Consider the following 15,821-nt stretch of genomic DNA (forward strand, 5'->3'; position numbering starts at 1 on the left):
CGTACGACAACACGGCACGTCGTCACCTACCGGTCGGCACCGGGTACGACGAACCGCAGCCCCCGGTCGAGCAACCGGGGCAGTACGGTTTCCAGGGCAGCCACGGTCTGCGACCGGTCGCCGCCGCCGTCGTGGCAGAGCAGGACGTGCCCGGCCCGGCTCCGGGAGAGCCGCCGGACGATCCGGTCGGTCCCCGGGCGACGCCAGTCGCTCGGGTTGACAGTCCAGTCCACCGGCACCAGGCCGAGGTCGGCGGTGGTCCGCAACACCGTCGGCGACCAGTTGCCGCCGGGCGCCCGGAACAGCCGGGGTGCGCAACCGACGGCGTCGGAGATCTGCCGCTGCGCCGCCTCGATCTCGGTGCGCAGCCGTGCGGCCGGCAACGCCGCGAACGGCTGCGGGTGCGACATCGAGTGGTTGCCGATCAGGTGACCGGCGTCGCGGATCCGGCGGGCCAGTCCGGGATGCTCGGCGACCCGGGCGCCGATCAGGAAGAACGTGGCCCGCACCCGGTGCCGGTCCAACAGGTCGAGCATCCGGGGCGTCCACTCCGGATGTGGCCCGTCGTCGATGGTCAGCGCCACGCTGTGCCCGGTCACCCCGAAGACCGGCCGGTGCCCGTCGCCGAGCATCGGCCGGCGGGCCCTGAACTGCTGGGCGCGGAGTGCGAACAACAGGTAGTGCAGCGCCTGGGCCGACAGGTACGGCAGCCGGATCCGCCCGGAGTACCGGACTCGCGGAGGGACCGGGCCGCTCATCGCGGCGATTTCGCGGCGGCCACCCCGGCCGGCCCGAAGTTCCGGTCCAGCAGGTGTCGCAGTCCGCCGACGACGGCACCGGCCACGACGGTCAACTGGACGAGCAGGTGGACCGCGTAGAAGAAGGCGGTGAAACCCGGGCCGCGTTGGCGCAGTACGAAGCGCAGCAGTCCGGGGTCGGCGGCGACGAAGAGCGCCAGCATGGCGAGCGGGATCGCCAGCAGCCCGGACGTGTGCAGGGCGAGTGGCAGGGTCAGCGGCACCAGGGCGGCGCCGAGCAGCCCGGCCGGGGTGTTGGCCCGGATGCCGGCCGGTCCGCGTTCGGCCCGGGCGACCGGGACGAGTAGCTGGGAACGGCTGAACTGCTTGCGCAGCAGCCGGCCCAGGTGGTCGTCGTCGTCGTGCCGGCAGACCACGGTGTCGGTGAGCACGATGCCGTACCGGTCCCCCATCCGGTCACCGAGCTCGACGTCCTCGGAGGCGCGCAGCCGCTCGTCGAACCCGCCGACGTCGGCGAAGACCGACCGGCGGATCAGGCAGACCGCGAAGAGGGTGGTGCGGACCCGCCCGACGTGCCGCAACCGCCAGTAGTGCCCGTGCAGCAGCCGGTACGCCTCGATCGGCCCGTCGTCGAAGAGCGGCCGGAGCGCGTAGATCCCGTGCACGCAGGCGACGTCCGGCTGCGCGGCGAGGATCGCCAGGGCGTTGCCGAGGGCGTCCGGCTCGGGCGCGCAGTCGGAGTCGACGAAGAGGAGCAGCTCGCCGCCGCTGGCCCGGATGCCCCGGTTCCGGGCGGCGGCCGGGCCGGTGTTGCGGTCGGTGACCAGCAGCCGGCACGGGAACTCGGCGGCGATCCGGCGGGTGTCGTCGGTGCTGGCGTCGTCGACGACGATCACCTCGGTGACCGGATGTCGCTGCGCGTAGACGGCCGCCAGGCACGCGCGGAGGGTCTTCGAGCCGTTGTGTACGGGGATGATGACCGACACCGTCGGCGACATGTTCACCCACCTCAGCGGGAACAACGTGCGGGACATTGACATTCCGAGATCTACTCCGTCGCGACCAAGCTATCCAGTCGCTTCTCGACTGGCAAGCGTTGCCTTACGTAGTCAAGGTTGCGTACAGCACCGGTCCAGAGAAGATCCCGCACCAATCGATAGCGTTCCGACATGCCCAATCTGGTCAGCCTGTCCGATTGCGAGCGGCTCACCGTTCGCGAGGTGCACGACCTCTATCGCCGTTACGTCAACGCGAGCCAGGTCAACCTGATGACCTCGTTCGGGTTCGGCCGGGAATTGGTCGACCACGCCGAAGGCGCACACCTGGTGCTCCGCGACGGCCGCCGCGTCCTCGACCTCACCGGAGGCGTGGGCGTACTCAACCACGGGCACAACCATCCGCGCATCCTGGCCGCCCGGCAACGGTTCGCGGCTGCCCGGCGGATGGAGGTGCACAAGACGTACTTCTCGCCGTACCTGGCGGCGCTGGGGCACAACCTGGCCCAGCTCCTCCCCGGTGACCTGCGGATGTCCTTCCTGCCCAACTCGGGTGCCGAGGCGGTCGAGGGGGCGGTGAAGCTGGCGTACAAGTATCACGGCGGCCGGCGTTCGACGATCCTGCGGGCCGACTGCGGCTTCCACGGGAAGCTGCTCGGATCGGGCGGGCTGACCGGACAACCGTCGTTCAGCTTTCCCACCATTCCCGGCATAGTTCCATTTACCTATGGGAATCTGGATTCCGTCCGGCAGGCCGTCGAGGCGCACCCCGGCGATGTCTACGCTCTTGTCGTGGAGCCGTTCAGCGCCTCCACCGTGACATGGTGCGACGAAGACTTCCTCCGCGGGATTCGCGAGCTGTGCGACCGGCACGACATCGTGCTCATCTTCGACGAGATCTACACCGGCTGGGGTAAGACCGGCAGCCTGTTCTACTTCATGCGGTATCCGGGCCTGGTGCCGGACGTCCTTACCACATCGAAGTCATTCGGCGGCGGGAAGTCATCGATTTCTGCATTCGTCGCCCGGGAAAAGGTGTTCCGGAAGGCCTACGACAACCTCACCGACGCGCTGCTGCAGAGCACCAGCACCACCTACTACGGCATGGGCGAGGAGTGCGTCACCGCGCTGGAGGCGGTCAACATCGTCGTCGAGGACGACTACCCGGCCCGGGCCCGCGAGCTGGAACGGGTACTCGAACCGGCGCTGAACCGGCTGGCCAAGGAGTACCCGGAGGCGGTCGGCCGGGTCGCCGGGGCGGGCGCGCTCTGGGGGGTGCAGATCGACGGCGGCCCGAGGATCCTCGACCTGGTGGCCCGGCTCGCCCCGGCCGGGATGGCCCGGGATCCGAGGTTCAAGGCGAAGCTCGTCACCTGCGCGGTGATCCAGGCGCTCTACCGGGACCACGACATCTTCACCTACTACACCCTGAACGGCCGCAACCCGCTTATCCTCGGGCCCTCCCTTGTCACCGACCCGGCCGACGTGCAGCGGGCCACCGACGCGCTCGGCGAGGTGCTGGAGCAGGGCCTGGCCCGGCTGGTCACCCGGTTCGTCGCGCAGAAGGTCGGATCGCTGTGGTGATCACGGTGACCGGCGCGGCCGGGATGCTCGGCTCCCGGCTGGTCGAGCGGCTGGCCGCCGACGGGCACCAGGTGTGCGGGGTCGACCTGCGGGCCGAGCCCGGGGTGAGCGTGGTCGGCGACATCCGGGACCGGCTGGTGATGGACCGGGCCACCGCCGGCGCGACGGCGGTGCTGCACTGCGCGGCGGCGCTGCCCAGCTATCCGGCCGCCGAGATCCGCTCGATAATCGCCGACGGCACCGGGAACGTGCTCCGGGCCGCCCGGCGGGCCGGGGTACGCCGGGTACTGCACGTCTCGTCGACCGCCGTGTACGGGCTGCCCCGCCAGGTGCCGACGCCGGAGGAGCACCCCCGGGAGCCGGTCGACACCTACAGCGCGGCGAAGGTGGCGGCCGAGGAGATCGCCGAACGGTACCGGGCCGGCGGCCTGCCGGTGGCGATCCTGCGGCCGAAGACCTTCCTCGGGCCGGGCCGGATGGGGCTGTTCGCAATGCTCTTCGAGTGGGCCGAGGAGGGCCGGAACTTCCCGGTGCTCGGCTCCGGCGACGTGCGGATCCAGATGTTCGCCGTGGACGACCTGGTCGAGGCGGTGCTCACCGTGCTGGCCGCGCCGGACGAGGTGGCGAACGACACCTACAACCTCGCCGCCGAGCGGTTCCGTACCCTCCGGGAGGACTTCCAGGCGGTGCTGGACGCCGCCGGACACGGCAGGCGGGTGGTCGGGATACCCGCCCGGCCGGCGCTGTTCGCCCTGGAACTGCTGGAACGCGGCGGCCTCTCCCCCGTCTACGGGCGGCTGCTGCACAAGCTCCGGCACGACTCGTACGTGAGCATCGACAAGGCCGTCGAGCGGCTCGGCTTCACCCCCAAACTCTCCAACGAGGACGCGATCCTGCGCAGCTACGAGTGGTGGCGGGCGCAACGCCACCTGGCGCGGCCGTCCCGGGGTGGGCGGACCAGCCGCGACCCGTGGCGGCAGGGCGCGCTCTCCCTCGCGAAGATCTTCTTCTGATCGGAGTCGACGTGTCTGCTCTCCAGCGGAGTCGACGGTGACCGCCGTCGAGACCGCCGTCGAAGTCGCCGTACCGGCCGCACCGGCCGCCGCGTCGGGGCGCGGCCTGCGGGTTCCCCGGCTCGCCCGGCACCTGTTGGTGCTGACCCGGCCCGGTCACGCGGTCAAGAACCTGCTGGCCGTACCGCTGGCGCTGCTCGACACACCACTGTGGACGGCGGCGGCGGTGCTGCGTACCGGCTGGGCGGTGCTGGTCTTCACGGTTGCCGCGTCGACCATCTACGTCGTCAACGACATCGTCGACCGGCGGCTGGACCGTACCCACCCGGTGAAGCGGGACCGCCCGGTCGCCGCCGGCCTGGTGCCGGTCCCGCTGGCCTGGCTGCTCGCGGCCGGGCTGGCCGGGCTGCTGCTCGGCATGGTCGTCGCCGGCCCCGCCCTGCCGTGGTGGCCGCTGGCCGGCTACCTCTGCCTCAGCGTCGCCTACAGCAGGTGGCTCAAGCACCTGCCGATGCTGGACATCTGCGTGGTCGCCGCCGGCTTCGTGCTGCGGGTCCTCCAGGGGTACGCCGCCACCGGGGCGGCACCGTCCGGGCTGCTGCTCACCGCCGTCTTCGCCGGCTGCCTGGTGCTGATCCTCGGCAAGCGGCGGCACGAACTGGCCGCCGCCGGCCCGGCACACCGGCCGGCGCTGGCCGGCTACAACGTGCTGCTCGCCGACCACCTGCTCGGGCTGAACACCGCGCTGGCCGGCACCACCTTCCTGCTCTACCTGAACACCGACGCCCCGCTCGGGCCGTGGCGCCCGGTAACCCTCGCCGTGGTGGTGCCGCTCGGCCTGCTCGCCGCGTTCCGCTATCTCCAGGCGGTACTGGTCCGGCAGTCCGGCGAGGACCCGATCCGGGCCCTGCTGCGGGACCGGATGATCGTGGCCAGCGCCGTCCTGATCGGCACCACGTTGACCCTGGCGGAACTCGGTGCCCGCTATCCCAACCTGCTGAACTGGATGGAGCCATGAACACACCGCTCGTCTCGGTCGTCGTGCCGAACTACAACTACGCCGGGGCACTCGGGCTCTGCCTCGGGGCGCTGCGGGCGCAGAGCTATCCGAACCTGGAACTGATCGTGGTGGACGACTGTTCCACCGACGACTCGGTCGCGGTCGCCCAGGCGTACGGGGCGCGCGTGCTGAGTACCCCGGCCAACTCCGGACCGGCGGCGGCCCGCAACCTCGGCGCGGCGAACGCGCGCGGCGAGATCCTGTTCTTCGTCGACTCGGACGTGGCCGCCAAGCCGGACGCGGTGGCGAACGCCGTCGAGCTGCTCGGCGCCGATCCGGAGATCGGGGCGATCTGCGGCAACTACGACCCGGTGCCGCTGGTCCGGGACAGCCTGCTGGAGGAGTACCGCTGCCTCCAGCAGTCGTACTGGCTGATCGCCGACGAGGGACGGATCATGACTCTCTACACGGCGCTGCTGGCGATCCCGGCCCGGGTCTTCGCCGAGATCGGCCCGTTCAACCCCCGGCTGCGGGAGACCGAGAACGCCGACTACGGGATGCGGCTGGCCCAGCGGTACCAGATCTGGCTCTCCCCCCGGGTGCGCGGCGTGCACGACCACGACGCCGACCTGGGGGTACTCGTCCGCAAGGTCTTCACCCGCACCGCCCTGCACATCCCGATGTACGCCCGCAGGCCGGAGTTCCCCGGCGGGCTGAGCAGCGGCCCGCGCGCCTGGGTCAGCGTGGCCGCGCTGCTGACCGTGCTGACCTGCGCCCTGCCGGCGCTTCTCGGCCCGGCGTTCCTGGCGGTGCCGCTGGCCGCGCTCGCCGCCTGCCTCGCCGGCGACCTGCCGATGTACCGGTTCGTGCACCGGGAACGCGGGCTGCTCTTCCTCGGCTACTTCGTCGCGATGCACTTCCTGCTGAACCTGGTGATCGCGGTCGCCGCGCTGGCCGGCGCGACCGCCTGGCTCGTCTCGGGCCGGTTCCGGGGCCTCTACGACCGGCCGGAGGTGGCCACCCGATGACGGTGCACGGTGCGCGGCCCGGCGAGGGCCCGCTGGTATCGGTGATCGTGCCGAACTACAACTACGCCGAGTCGCTGGACCTCTGCCTGCGGTCGATCCTGGACCAGACGTACCCGAACATCGAGATCCTGCTCGTCGACGACTGCTCGACCGACCACTCGGTGGCGGTGGCCGAGGCACTCGGGGTCCGGGTGGTGAGCACCGGACGCAACGGCGGCTGCGGCCGGGCCCGCAACATCGGCGCCGCGCACAGCAGCGGCGAGCTGATCTGCTACGTCGACTCGGACCTGGTGCTGGCGCCGGACGCGGTCGCGAACGCCGTCTGGCTGATCCTCGGCAACCCCCGGATCGGTGCGGTCTGCGGGATCGAGGACCCCGAGCCGCTGCTGCACGACACGGCGGTGGCCCGGTACCGTGGCCTGCAATATCACTACTGGTCGATCAGCTCGGAAGGTGACGTGTCGTTCCTCTTCCCCGCCGTCTGCGTGTTGCGCCGGCACGTCTTCGAGGAGATCGGCCCGTTCAACCCCGGACTGCGGCACACCGAGGAGGTCGACTACGGCTACCGGTTGAGCCGCCGCTACCGGCTGGTGCTCACCTCGCTGGTCCGGGGCCGGCACGACCACGACCACGAGTTGCGCGGACTGCTCCGCAAGCTGTTCCACCGGGGCCGGCTACGCATCCCGCTCTACGCGCGGGCCCGCCGCTTCGGGCAGGGCTTCGAAACCGCCGCGCGGGCCTGGGGCAGCCTGGCCGCCTTCGGCGTACTGCCGGCGCTGGCGGTGCCGCTGCTGCTCGGCCCGTGGGGGCTGGTGGTCCCGGCCGGGCTGCTGGCCGCCTCGCTCGGCTGCGACGCCGGCATGTACGGCTTCGTCCGGCGCCGGCACGGCGTACCCTTCCTGGTCTTCTTCGCGTGCCTGCACTTCCTGGTGAACGTCACCATCACCGCCGGGGTGGCCACCGGTGCGGTGCAGTGGCTCGCCTCCGGCACCTTCCGGCGGCTCTACGACGCCTCGTTCCCGGTCGACCCGACCCCGCTGCGAGGTCCGGCGTGACAGTCGCCGTCTCCGCTCCACGGCCGGGCACCGACGCGGAGCCGGCAGGCGGTCCGCAGCGGGCTCGGGGGCGGCGTGGGTGGCGGTGGTGGCTCTACACCGGGCTGGTCGGCGCGGCGGCACTCTGGCTGGCCTTCACCGTGGCGCATCTGGTGGTCAGCGGGCGGTGGTGGTTCTGGCTGGTCGTCGACGCGGTGCCGCCGCCGGCCTTCCTCGGCGTACCGCTGCTGCTGGCCGTCGCCGCCGCACCGTGCCGCCGGTCGCGCCGGCCGGTGGCGCTGCTGGCGACCGCCGCACTGCTGCTCGGCGGGCCGCTGTCCGGGCTGAACCTGCGCGGCCTCGGCGGCGGCGACGGTCCGCCGCCGGCCGACGCGGTCCGGGTCTTCAGCTGGAACACCGGGTACTGGGACGAGGGCGGCCAGACCGACCAGATGTACGCACTCGTGCGGGCCGCGAACGCCGACGTCTATCTGCTCCAGGAATACTGGTACGAACGCTCGACCGGGCCGGGCGAGCCGGAGTTGGCCCGGCTGCGCGCCGAGTTCCCGGGCTTCCACGTCGCGGTGGCCGGCGAGTTGGTGACGCTCTCCCGTCATCCCGTGCGGCGCATCCTGCCGCTGGACGCTCCGGACATGCCGCCGCCCCGGTGGGCCAGCCCGGACCACTGGCGGTACAAGGTGCTGCGTACCGATCTCGACCTCGGGGCGGGGCGGGTGCTGTCGGTCTACAACCTGCACCTGCCGGTCCAGTTGGTGCCGGAGCACAGCCCACTGGACGGCGAGTTCTACCGGGTCGTCCGGGAGCAGCACGCGCAGCGTGAGCCGCAGTGGCGGGCGCTGGACCGGGACGTGGCGGCCAATCCGCATCCGATCCTGGTCGCCGGTGACCTGAACACCAGTCCGGCGATGGGCGACCTGGCAAAGGTGCCCGGGCGGCTGCGGGACGCCGGCTACGCCTCCTCGGCGCGCTATCCGGCAACCTGGTCGGACGCGCCCGGCTGGCCGCGCTGGTGGCGGCTGGACTGGGCCTTCGTCTCGGCCGGGGTCCGGGTGCACTCCTACCGGTTCGGCGGCCCTACGAACGGCGTCTCGGACCACCGCCCGCAACAACTGCTGCTCTCGCTGGGGTAGGTCAGGGTCGGCGAGTCGACTCCTCGCCCTGGCCGGCCGCGTCGGTCCGGTCGGTCGTCCCGGTCCGGTCGGGCGGGTCGGGCGCTTCGGGCGGGTCGGGTGCGTCGACGTAGCGGACGCCGAGCCGGGCCAACAGCGGGCGGAGCTGGTACATGTCCAGCCCGAGTACCCCGTCGGCGAGCAGCCGGCGCTTCTCCTCCTCGGCGGCCTCGCGCTCGGCCCCGGCCGCCGCGACCTCCCGGGCCCGCTCGCGCGGCACCACCACGACCCCGTCGTCGTCGGCCACCACCACGTCGCCCGGCCGCACATAGCCGCCAGCGAGCACGACCGGCACGTTCACCGACCCCGGGCTGGCCTTCACCGTGCCCTGCGCGCAGACCGCCCGGGACCAGACCGGGAATCCCATCCGGGTCAGCGCGGCGACGTCGCGGCAGCCTGCGTCGATGACCAGGCCGCGGACGCCACGGGCCCGCAGCGAGGTGGCGAGCAGTTCACCGAAGGCACCGTCCGTGCTGGGCGAGGTGAAGCCGACCACGAGTACGTCGCCGGGCCGGGTCTGCTCGACCGCCGCGTGGATCATCAGGTTGTCGCCGGGCTGGGCCGAGACGGTGACCGCCCGGCCGGCGATCCGGGCGCCCGGGTAGATCGGCCGGAGCAGATGCCCGAGCAGCCCGGTCCGGCCCTGCGCCTCGTGCACCGTCGACACGCCCTGCCGGGCGAGCAGCGCCACGGCGTCGGCGGGTGGCCCGACGTCGGTCCGGACTACGACGTGGTCGGTCACAGCAGTTCCCCGCCGACCACCGGGAAGACCCGCTGGTACGCCTCGGCGTGCGTGATCGACCGGTCACCGCCGTTGCGCACCGCCTGCACCCCGCGCCGTACGCCGAGATCGGTGTAGTACCCGACCAGGTGTCCCTGGGCTCCCATGATCCGCATCGCCTCGACCTTGCGGTCGAAGACCGGGCTGATGTCCAGCAGCAGGTTCGGCACGAAGCCGCACTGCTCGGGCTGGTGCGGCTCGAACTGAAACACGTTCGGCGCACCGATCGGCGGGTTCTGCGGATCGTGCCCGGCGGCCTGGGCCACCATCCGGGCCCGCAGCACGATCTCGTAGGTCAGCGAGTGATCCAGGTTGTACGGGTCCCTGGCGGGATGGGTGAGGATCACGCCCGGATCGACCCGGCGGATGGTCGCGACGACCCGATCGTGCAGTTCGTCGGTGGCCCGCAGCGGATAGTCCCCCGCGTCGACGAACTCGATTTCGGCGCCGAGCACCCTGGCCGCCCGGCCCGCCTCGTCGCGTCTGGCCTCCTTGACCCGGTCCACGGTCATCCCGGGCTGCTTCCAGAGCCCCTGCGACTCGCCCTTCTCGCCGAAGGTGAGGCACAGCACGTGCACCTGCCGGCCCCGGGAGGCACCCAGGGCGATGGCACCACCTGCCCGCCATACGAAGTCGGCAGCATGGGCGCTCACCACGAGGATCGGGCCGCGGTCGTCCGGAGACGCTGACATCGACAATCCTTTCCGGGCGGTGCCGCGACTGCGTCGTCCGTACGTCCCGGCGGGGGCCGCCATGCTCGTCACGTCCCGCTCGGCACGTCCCGGCGGAGGCCGCCATTCTCGTCGAAGGCAGACCGATCATAGGTGTGGACCAATACGATTGCCAATCACATTGTCAACAATCCTGGTGCGTCCGCTGGCACCGGGGCCGGACGACGGTCACGGCGCCGGGCGCCGGGCGCCGGGGCGGCGCGGGGTGGCTGGCGTCAGGCCGGCCAGCTACGACGCGTTCGGCGGCGTGCCGCCCGGGTCACGCGGGCAGCGCGGCGGTCACGTCGAGTTCGACCAACTGGCCGGGAAAACCGAGCTGGGCAACCCCGAGCAGGGTGCTGGCGGTGGTGAACGCCGGGGCGAGCGGCGACTCCAGAAAGCGTCGCCAGACGCCGGCAAGCACGTCCCGGTCCGCGCTGACGACATAGATCACCGTCCGAACCACGTGTCCGGGACCCGCACCCACCGAACCGAGCGCGATCATGACGTTCGCGGCTACCCGGTCCACCTGCGCGTCGAAGTCTCCCGGCCCGACCAGGACACCATCGGCATCCAACGGACACTGCCCGGCGAGGTAGGCCGTACGCCCGGCAGAGACCACCGTGACGTGATGGTAACCCGGGGTGACATGCAGGTCGTCCGGGCTGCTGCGGGAGATCATCATAGGTCCGATTCTCCGGGCCGTGCGGCCCCGACCGGCACCGGGTATGCCGCCGTGCGTGATCTAGCGGGGCCGTGTACAGTTGTCCCCCGTGCGGCGCCACGAGCGGCCGACGGGCGAGTGATCGTCCTCGGTGGCGGTCGGCGACGTAATGCAGGTCCGGGTGGCGGAATGGCAGACGCGCTAGCTTGAGGTGCTAGTGCCCGTATAGGGCGTGGGGGTTCAAGTCCCCCCTCGGACACAGATTTTCCGCATCGGTGCGCAGTATCCGTGTGGGTGTTCAAGTCCCCTTGAACACCCACTTCTACCGTCCTTCGTCACTATGGGTAATCGCCCTGCAGGTGCGGGGGTGGCCCCGATGACCACCTCTGTGCCGCCGGTGGTTCCCAAGCTGACTCCCCGCAGCGCCGCTGCCGGTTCAGAGCCACCAGGCCGGGTGCGACCGCCGCTTGCCGTGCCGGCCTCGGATTCTCCCTTCGCACGAGTGAGCGACACCGTCTACGCCTTGAGCGCGATAGACAAAAGCGGCCGGGTCGCCGATCGCAGCATCGTCCGGGTGTTTGACTGGGCGCCGGGAACCCGCCTGGACGTACGCGAACGGGCCGGAACCATCGTGGTCCGCGCGGCCCTCGATGGCGTCCATCGCATCGACGACCGCGGCCATCTGCTTCTACCGTTGGCGGTGCGTCGGTGGTGCCGGCTCGCGGCCGGGGATCGTGTTCTGCTTGCCGCCGACCGCGCCACCGGTGTGCTGATGGGGCATCCCCTGGCGACGCTCGACCGGCTGCTGGCCGACGTTCACGAAGCCGTGGCAGGGGGTAATGCGCCGTGAGTCAAAGCGTCGCCGGCCGGCCCGAACTGGAGGCCGCCCGGCTACTGCTGGAGCGGATGGGCATCTCCCCCGCCGACCTACTGGAAGTACGGCCGGCCCGACCCCCGGCCCCGACGTTCGCCGAGTACGTGCCGGTCGTCGCCGCCGCGGTGTCGCCCGGCACCCGCCGGGCGTACGGCACCTACTGGAACAAGGTGGTGCAGGCATGGGGTGACCGCCGTATCGACGAACCTCTGCCTTCCGAGATCGAGCAGCTACGCGCCCAGGTGCAGGCCAACGTGGTGGCGCGGCGCAACAACCGGGGTGGCCGATCCGCGGCCGAGCACGTGGTGGCCGCACTGCGCTGCCTGTACCGGAAAGCGGTCGCGGACGGGTACCTGGACGCGGCCGACAACCCGGCGCTGAAGGTGAACAAGCCACGCCGCCTGCCCAGCACCCGGCGGGCGATCGGCGACGCCCGCCTGACGGAGATCAACGAGGTGGCGGTCCGCACGGGCGACGACCCGGGGCTGGACAGCTTGCTGATCCGGCTGCACACCGAGACCGCCTGCCGCCGCGCCGGGGCGCTGGCGCTACGCCCACGGGATCTGGACACCGACGAGTGTCTGATTTTCTTGCGGGAGAAGGGCGGCACGTCCCGGTGGCAGCCGGTCTCCCCGACACTGATGCGGCACCTGCTGGCGCACCACGCGGAGCGGGGAGACGGTGATCGGGACGGCAGTCTGCTGCGCTACCGCGATGGTCGGCCGCTGACCTACCGGCGTTACGACTCTCTCTGGGCGCGGATCGGGCAGCATCTGCGGTGGGTGCACACCCAGCAGATCAGTACGCACTGGCTGCGGCACACCACGCTGACCTGGGTGGAGCGCACCTACGGACATGCCGTCGCCCGCGCCTACGCCGGCCACACCGACGGCGGCGGGAACGGTGCGACGGCCACCTATGTGCGGGCGACGCTGCAGGAGGTCGCGATCGCGTTGGCTGCGTTGACCGGCGAGGACCATCCGCTCGCCGCAGAAGGTTAGGCCATCCGGTGGCCTCCCTCAATCTCACGAGGGAAGCCACCGGACTCCTTCTCCAGGAACCGGAGCCGTCGGGTTCAGGAGCGCGTCAGCGTGGTGCTGTTCAAGCCGAAGCGGAATCGTCCTTGATGCGACGACCAGGCGTGTCGTTGTCGGTTCCGGCCAGGGGGTGCGGCTCGCCGGTGAGCGCGGCCAGAGCAGCGGCGACTTCCTGGACTTCGGCGCGCACGTAGGTCATGGTCGTACCGATGTCGTTCCTGCCGCTGTGGCCGGCGTAGGCGCGGGCCACAGCGTAGCTGCAGGTGCGTTCGACCCAGGTCAGGGTGGTGTGGCGCAGCCAGTGGGTGCTGACCTGTTGCGCCGCTACCCAGGGCAGATGGGTACCGATGCGGTGCCACAGGTGGTCGTAGCGGCGGGAGGTCAGCGGCCGGCCGTTGCGGTATCGCAGCAGGCTGCCGTTGCGGTCGCTGTCGCCCCGCTCGGCGTGGTGGGCCAGCAGGTGCCGCATCAGGGTCGGTGAGACCGGCTGCCAGCGGGAAGTACCACCCTTCTCCTGAGTTCCCCCCGCTTTGATGGGGCGGTGGTTACCTGCTGCCGGCTGGCGCAGGGGTGGTGATAGGTGGCTCGGCTGGGTTGTTCTGGCGGGTGTGCCAGGCGGTTTCGTACTCGTCGGGGCTGAGGTAGCCCAGCTCGCGTTGGATGCGGCGGGTGTTGTACCAGCCGTCGATGTAGGCGAAGATCGCGTTCTCGGCCTCGTCGCGGGTCCGCCACGAGGTGCGGTAGACCAGTTCGATCTTCAGCGTGGACCAGAAGTTCTCCATCAGGGCGTTGTCGTACGAGTCACCGACAGAGCCCATCGACGGCAGGATTCCGTTGTCGTGTAAGCGCTCCGCGAAGCGGAAGGACGTATAGTTCGAGCCCCTGTCGCTGTGATGGATCAACTGGCCGTCGCGGACGTCGCGGGACCAGATGCCGTATTCCAGGGCGGCGAGGATGAGGTCGGTGTCGCAGCGGTCGGAGGTCTTCCAGCCGACGATCCGGCGGGAGAAGACGTCGCGGACCGCGGCCAGCCAGAACACGCCCTGCCCGCACGGGATGCGGGTGGCGTCGGCGACCCAGAGCCGGTTCGGTCCGGTCGCGGTGAAGTCGCGATTGACCAGGTCCGGTGCCGGCGTCGCCCTCGGGTCCTGCCGGGTGGAGCCGCCGCGCCAGCCTCGACGCAGGAACGCGCCCTGCCAGCCATGGTCGGCCATCAACCGCTCGACCCGCTTGCGGCCTACGCGGATACCGTCACGGCGCAGCCGCTGGTGCACCCGGTCCGCGCCGTACGTCATGCCGGAGGCGGCCCAGATCTCGTGGATGTTGGAGATCAGGCCCAGGTCGACCACGTCACGGTCACAGGGCAGTTCGACCTGCCTGACCCACGCGTAGTAGGTGGAGACGCCGATGTTCAGGACCCGTAGCAGGAGCGCGACCGCGAACTGGTCACGGTGTTCGTCGATGAACCTCATGACCGTCGCCGGGTCGGGTCGAGCTCCGCCGCGAAATACGCGCTCGCCGCCTTCAGGATCTCGTTCGCCCGGCGTAGTTCCGTGTTCTCCTTCAGCAGCCGGCGGTTCTCGGCCAGCATGTCACTGCTCGGCCGGTCGTGGCGCTCGCCCGCGTCGGCCTCTGCCTGCCGGATCCAATTCCGCAACGCCTCGTGATGCACGCCGAGCTGCTCGGCCAGGCGCCGGATCACCGGCTTCGGATCCGACTCGCGGTACAAGCGCACAGCGCGCTGGCGTAGCTCGTCGGGGTATTTCTTCGGTGCTGCCACGGATGACTTCCTCCCTACGGCCATCAGACCATGATCAAGGAGCTCCATGAAAGCGGGGGTGGCTCATCCTGTAGATAGATCAGGCATTGGTCTGGATCCAGATCTCGTGGACGCAGCGCCAGCGCCCCACCGCGGCGGCAGGCGGTCTCCAGGTGCAGCCGGATCAGGACGCTGTCCAGGTGTGGGTCGTTGCCGGTGGTTGCCACGATGTGGATGATCGCGGCCAGCTGCGCCTCGGGGATGGCGCGTCGGGTGCTGGCCAGGCGGCGGGGCTTGGCGACCTTGGCCGCAGGGTTATCGACCTGCCGGATCAGTCCATCCATGACCGCGTGCCGGTAGATGCAGCGCATCGCGGCTATCAGGTGTTCGGCGGCGGTACGGCCACCGCGGGCGTTGCGGCGCACGACCACTCCGCTGCGGATCTCCTCGGCGAGCCGCTTGATCTCCAACGGCGTCGGCTCGGTGATCCGCCGGGCGCCCCAGTGCTGACAGATCCGCTGCCAGTACGAGTGGTATACCCGGCGAGTACCGGGCGAGACCGCGTCGGCGACCTGCCATACGTACTCGTCGAACGTCGGAACCGCCACGGGCGCTGCCGTCGTTTCGGCGAGCAGTTGTTCAGGGGTGATACCCAGCTGCTTCAGCAGGCTGCGTAGCGTCTCCAGCGCGGCGCGCAGTTCCACCGGCCCGGTCATCGTCTGGCCCGGTTGTCGTCTGGCTGGCGGTAGCGGACGACCATGTCGTGCACGGTGGCCATCGGAACTACCAGCAGCTCGTTTCGTCGCGGGTTCGCGCAGAGGAGCACTCGATCTTTGGCGGCGATGCGACACGCGCGCCGTACCGTCAGGGGAAGCCGTAGATGGCCACGCGGGTTGATGCGAACTGTACGACCGGTGCGGGCCACCACAATCGAGCCGCTCGGGCCAGGCTCAATCGCCAACTCGACCGTATGTCCGGCAGCCCAACCCATAAACCTCAGCGCTGACCGATCGGCCAGCCGCCCATCGCGGTCGACGGGCGTGACCACGCAGCGGATTCCAGTGCCGTCCGCGACATCGGGCGGCTCGGGAATCGACAGCCCCAGCATGGGCCGCACCCCCGGGCCAGTGCCCGTCCGGCGCAGGGATGTCGGTCTGGCGCTTCCAAGCGATGCGTCCCCGACGTCGCGACAAGTGGTGGTCCCGTCTCTTGCCGAAGCGGTAGCGCCGAAGCCCGCGACCTCGTCTGGGTCGCTGCTGTGGCCGCGGCGGGGTATGGCGCGTCGCGACCCGCCGCTCCCGACCTGTCGTGCATCTAGGTCGCTCATGATGACGTCCGAGGGCTCGGCGAGAGGGTCGATGCGGTAGACCTTTTCGCTTGTCAACCGGGGGCAG

General features: G+C 70.8%; 18 protein-coding genes and 1 tRNA gene. 9 read left to right on the forward strand and 10 right to left on the reverse strand.

Translation table 11 applies throughout. The features are described from left to right. Positions 1-26 precede the first annotated feature (26 nt). Both ACN28A_RS33640 and ACN28A_RS33645 read right to left on the reverse strand, forming a co-directional pair. Positions 27-758, reverse strand: a complete 732-nt coding sequence (locus ACN28A_RS33640; RefSeq protein WP_421402387.1) for a polysaccharide deacetylase family protein — start codon at positions 756-758, stop codon at positions 27-29. After that, complete coding sequence (locus ACN28A_RS33645; RefSeq protein ID WP_421402389.1) at positions 755-1,756, reverse strand: glycosyltransferase family 2 protein; 1,002 nt, start codon at positions 1,754-1,756, stop codon at positions 755-757. The genes ACN28A_RS33640 and ACN28A_RS33645 overlap by 4 nt, the downstream gene beginning before the upstream one ends. Positions 1,757-2,026: 270 nt before the next feature. Here ACN28A_RS33645 and ACN28A_RS33650 point away from each other — a divergent pair, with 270 nt between their 5' ends. The 6 genes from ACN28A_RS33650 to ACN28A_RS33675 are packed head-to-tail and all read left to right on the forward strand — an operon-like array spanning position 2,027 to position 8,563. Beyond that, positions 2,027-3,337, forward strand: a complete 1,311-nt coding sequence (locus ACN28A_RS33650; protein ID WP_421404784.1) for an aspartate aminotransferase family protein — start codon at positions 2,027-2,029, stop codon at positions 3,335-3,337. Then, the gene (locus tag ACN28A_RS33655) at positions 3,331-4,350 is read left to right on the forward strand and encodes an NAD-dependent epimerase/dehydratase family protein (protein ID WP_421402391.1); all 1,020 of its coding nucleotides are present in this window, start codon (positions 3,331-3,333) and stop codon (positions 4,348-4,350) included. Before ACN28A_RS33650 ends, ACN28A_RS33655 begins: the two co-directional genes overlap by 7 nt. Before the next feature lie 37 nt (positions 4,351-4,387). Beyond that, positions 4,388-5,368, forward strand: coding sequence for a UbiA prenyltransferase family protein (locus ACN28A_RS33660; RefSeq protein WP_421402393.1), 981 nt, complete (start codon positions 4,388-4,390; stop codon positions 5,366-5,368). Further along, positions 5,365-6,378: a glycosyltransferase family 2 protein gene (locus ACN28A_RS33665; protein WP_421402395.1), complete on the forward strand. Its 1,014-nt coding sequence runs from the start codon at positions 5,365-5,367 to the stop codon at positions 6,376-6,378. Before ACN28A_RS33660 ends, ACN28A_RS33665 begins: the two co-directional genes overlap by 4 nt. Further along, positions 6,375-7,433, forward strand: a complete 1,059-nt coding sequence (locus ACN28A_RS33670; RefSeq protein ID WP_421402397.1) for a glycosyltransferase family 2 protein — start codon at positions 6,375-6,377, stop codon at positions 7,431-7,433. The genes ACN28A_RS33665 and ACN28A_RS33670 overlap by 4 nt, the downstream gene beginning before the upstream one ends. Further along, entirely contained in the window at positions 7,430-8,563 is a 1,134-nt protein-coding gene (locus tag ACN28A_RS33675; protein ID WP_421402399.1) for an endonuclease/exonuclease/phosphatase family protein, read from the forward strand. The genes ACN28A_RS33670 and ACN28A_RS33675 overlap by 4 nt, the downstream gene beginning before the upstream one ends. Position 8,564: 1 nt before the next feature. On the opposite strand, the gene ACN28A_RS33680 is transcribed toward ACN28A_RS33675, so the two are convergent. The 3 genes from ACN28A_RS33680 to ACN28A_RS33690 all read right to left on the reverse strand — a co-directional run bounded on the left by ACN28A_RS33680 (position 8,565) and on the right by ACN28A_RS33690 (position 10,778). Beyond that, the gene (locus tag ACN28A_RS33680) at positions 8,565-9,344 is read right to left on the reverse strand and encodes a 4-carboxy-4-hydroxy-2-oxoadipate aldolase/oxaloacetate decarboxylase (protein WP_421402401.1); all 780 of its coding nucleotides are present in this window, start codon (positions 9,342-9,344) and stop codon (positions 8,565-8,567) included. Further along, positions 9,341-10,075, reverse strand: a complete 735-nt coding sequence (locus ACN28A_RS33685; protein WP_421402402.1) for a PIG-L deacetylase family protein — start codon at positions 10,073-10,075, stop codon at positions 9,341-9,343. The genes ACN28A_RS33680 and ACN28A_RS33685 overlap by 4 nt, the downstream gene beginning before the upstream one ends. A gap of 298 nt (positions 10,076-10,373) precedes the next feature. After that, the gene (locus ACN28A_RS33690; protein WP_421402404.1) at positions 10,374-10,778 is read right to left on the reverse strand and encodes a RidA family protein; all 405 of its coding nucleotides are present in this window, start codon (positions 10,776-10,778) and stop codon (positions 10,374-10,376) included. Between the two features lie 154 nt (positions 10,779-10,932). Here ACN28A_RS33690 and ACN28A_RS33695 point away from each other — a divergent pair. The 3 genes from ACN28A_RS33695 (at position 10,933) to ACN28A_RS33705 (ending at position 12,632) form a co-directional block, all read left to right on the forward strand. Beyond that, positions 10,933-11,016, forward strand: a tRNA-Leu gene (locus ACN28A_RS33695). 243 nt (positions 11,017-11,259) lie between these two features. Continuing rightward, positions 11,260-11,607 (forward strand): AbrB/MazE/SpoVT family DNA-binding domain-containing protein, encoded by a 348-nt coding sequence (locus tag ACN28A_RS33700; protein ID WP_421402406.1) that lies wholly within the window; start codon positions 11,260-11,262, stop codon positions 11,605-11,607. After that, on the forward strand, positions 11,604-12,632 hold the full coding sequence (locus tag ACN28A_RS33705; RefSeq protein ID WP_421402408.1) for a tyrosine-type recombinase/integrase: 1,029 nt from the start codon (positions 11,604-11,606) through the stop codon (positions 12,630-12,632). The genes ACN28A_RS33700 and ACN28A_RS33705 overlap by 4 nt, the downstream gene beginning before the upstream one ends. A gap of 100 nt (positions 12,633-12,732) precedes the next feature. Here the strand turns inward: ACN28A_RS33705 and ACN28A_RS33710 are convergent, their stop codons facing one another. Genes ACN28A_RS33710 through ACN28A_RS33730 form a run of 5 tightly spaced genes read right to left on the reverse strand, consistent with a single transcriptional unit; the run spans position 12,733 to position 15,535 of the window. After that, entirely contained in the window at positions 12,733-13,236 is a 504-nt protein-coding gene (locus ACN28A_RS33710) for a tyrosine-type recombinase/integrase (RefSeq protein ID WP_421404786.1), read from the reverse strand. After that, entirely contained in the window at positions 13,214-14,140 is a 927-nt protein-coding gene (locus ACN28A_RS33715) for an IS3 family transposase (RefSeq protein WP_421402410.1), read from the reverse strand. The genes ACN28A_RS33710 and ACN28A_RS33715 overlap by 23 nt, the downstream gene beginning before the upstream one ends. Beyond that, complete coding sequence (locus tag ACN28A_RS33720; RefSeq protein ID WP_421402412.1) at positions 14,137-14,448, reverse strand: transposase; 312 nt, start codon at positions 14,446-14,448, stop codon at positions 14,137-14,139. The genes ACN28A_RS33715 and ACN28A_RS33720 overlap by 4 nt, the downstream gene beginning before the upstream one ends. A 23-nt stretch (positions 14,449-14,471) precedes the next feature. After that, a complete protein-coding gene (locus tag ACN28A_RS33725) occupies positions 14,472-15,131 on the reverse strand; it encodes a hypothetical protein (protein WP_421402414.1) in 660 nt (219 codons plus the stop codon). An 8-nt stretch (positions 15,132-15,139) separates the two neighbouring features. Further along, positions 15,140-15,535, reverse strand: a complete 396-nt coding sequence (locus ACN28A_RS33730; RefSeq protein WP_421402416.1) for a hypothetical protein — start codon at positions 15,533-15,535, stop codon at positions 15,140-15,142. Positions 15,536-15,821 lie beyond the last annotated feature (286 nt).

The sequence above is a fragment of the Plantactinospora sp. WMMB782 genome (assembly GCF_049179135.1).
GTDB lineage: Bacteria > Actinomycetota > Actinomycetes > Mycobacteriales > Micromonosporaceae > Plantactinospora.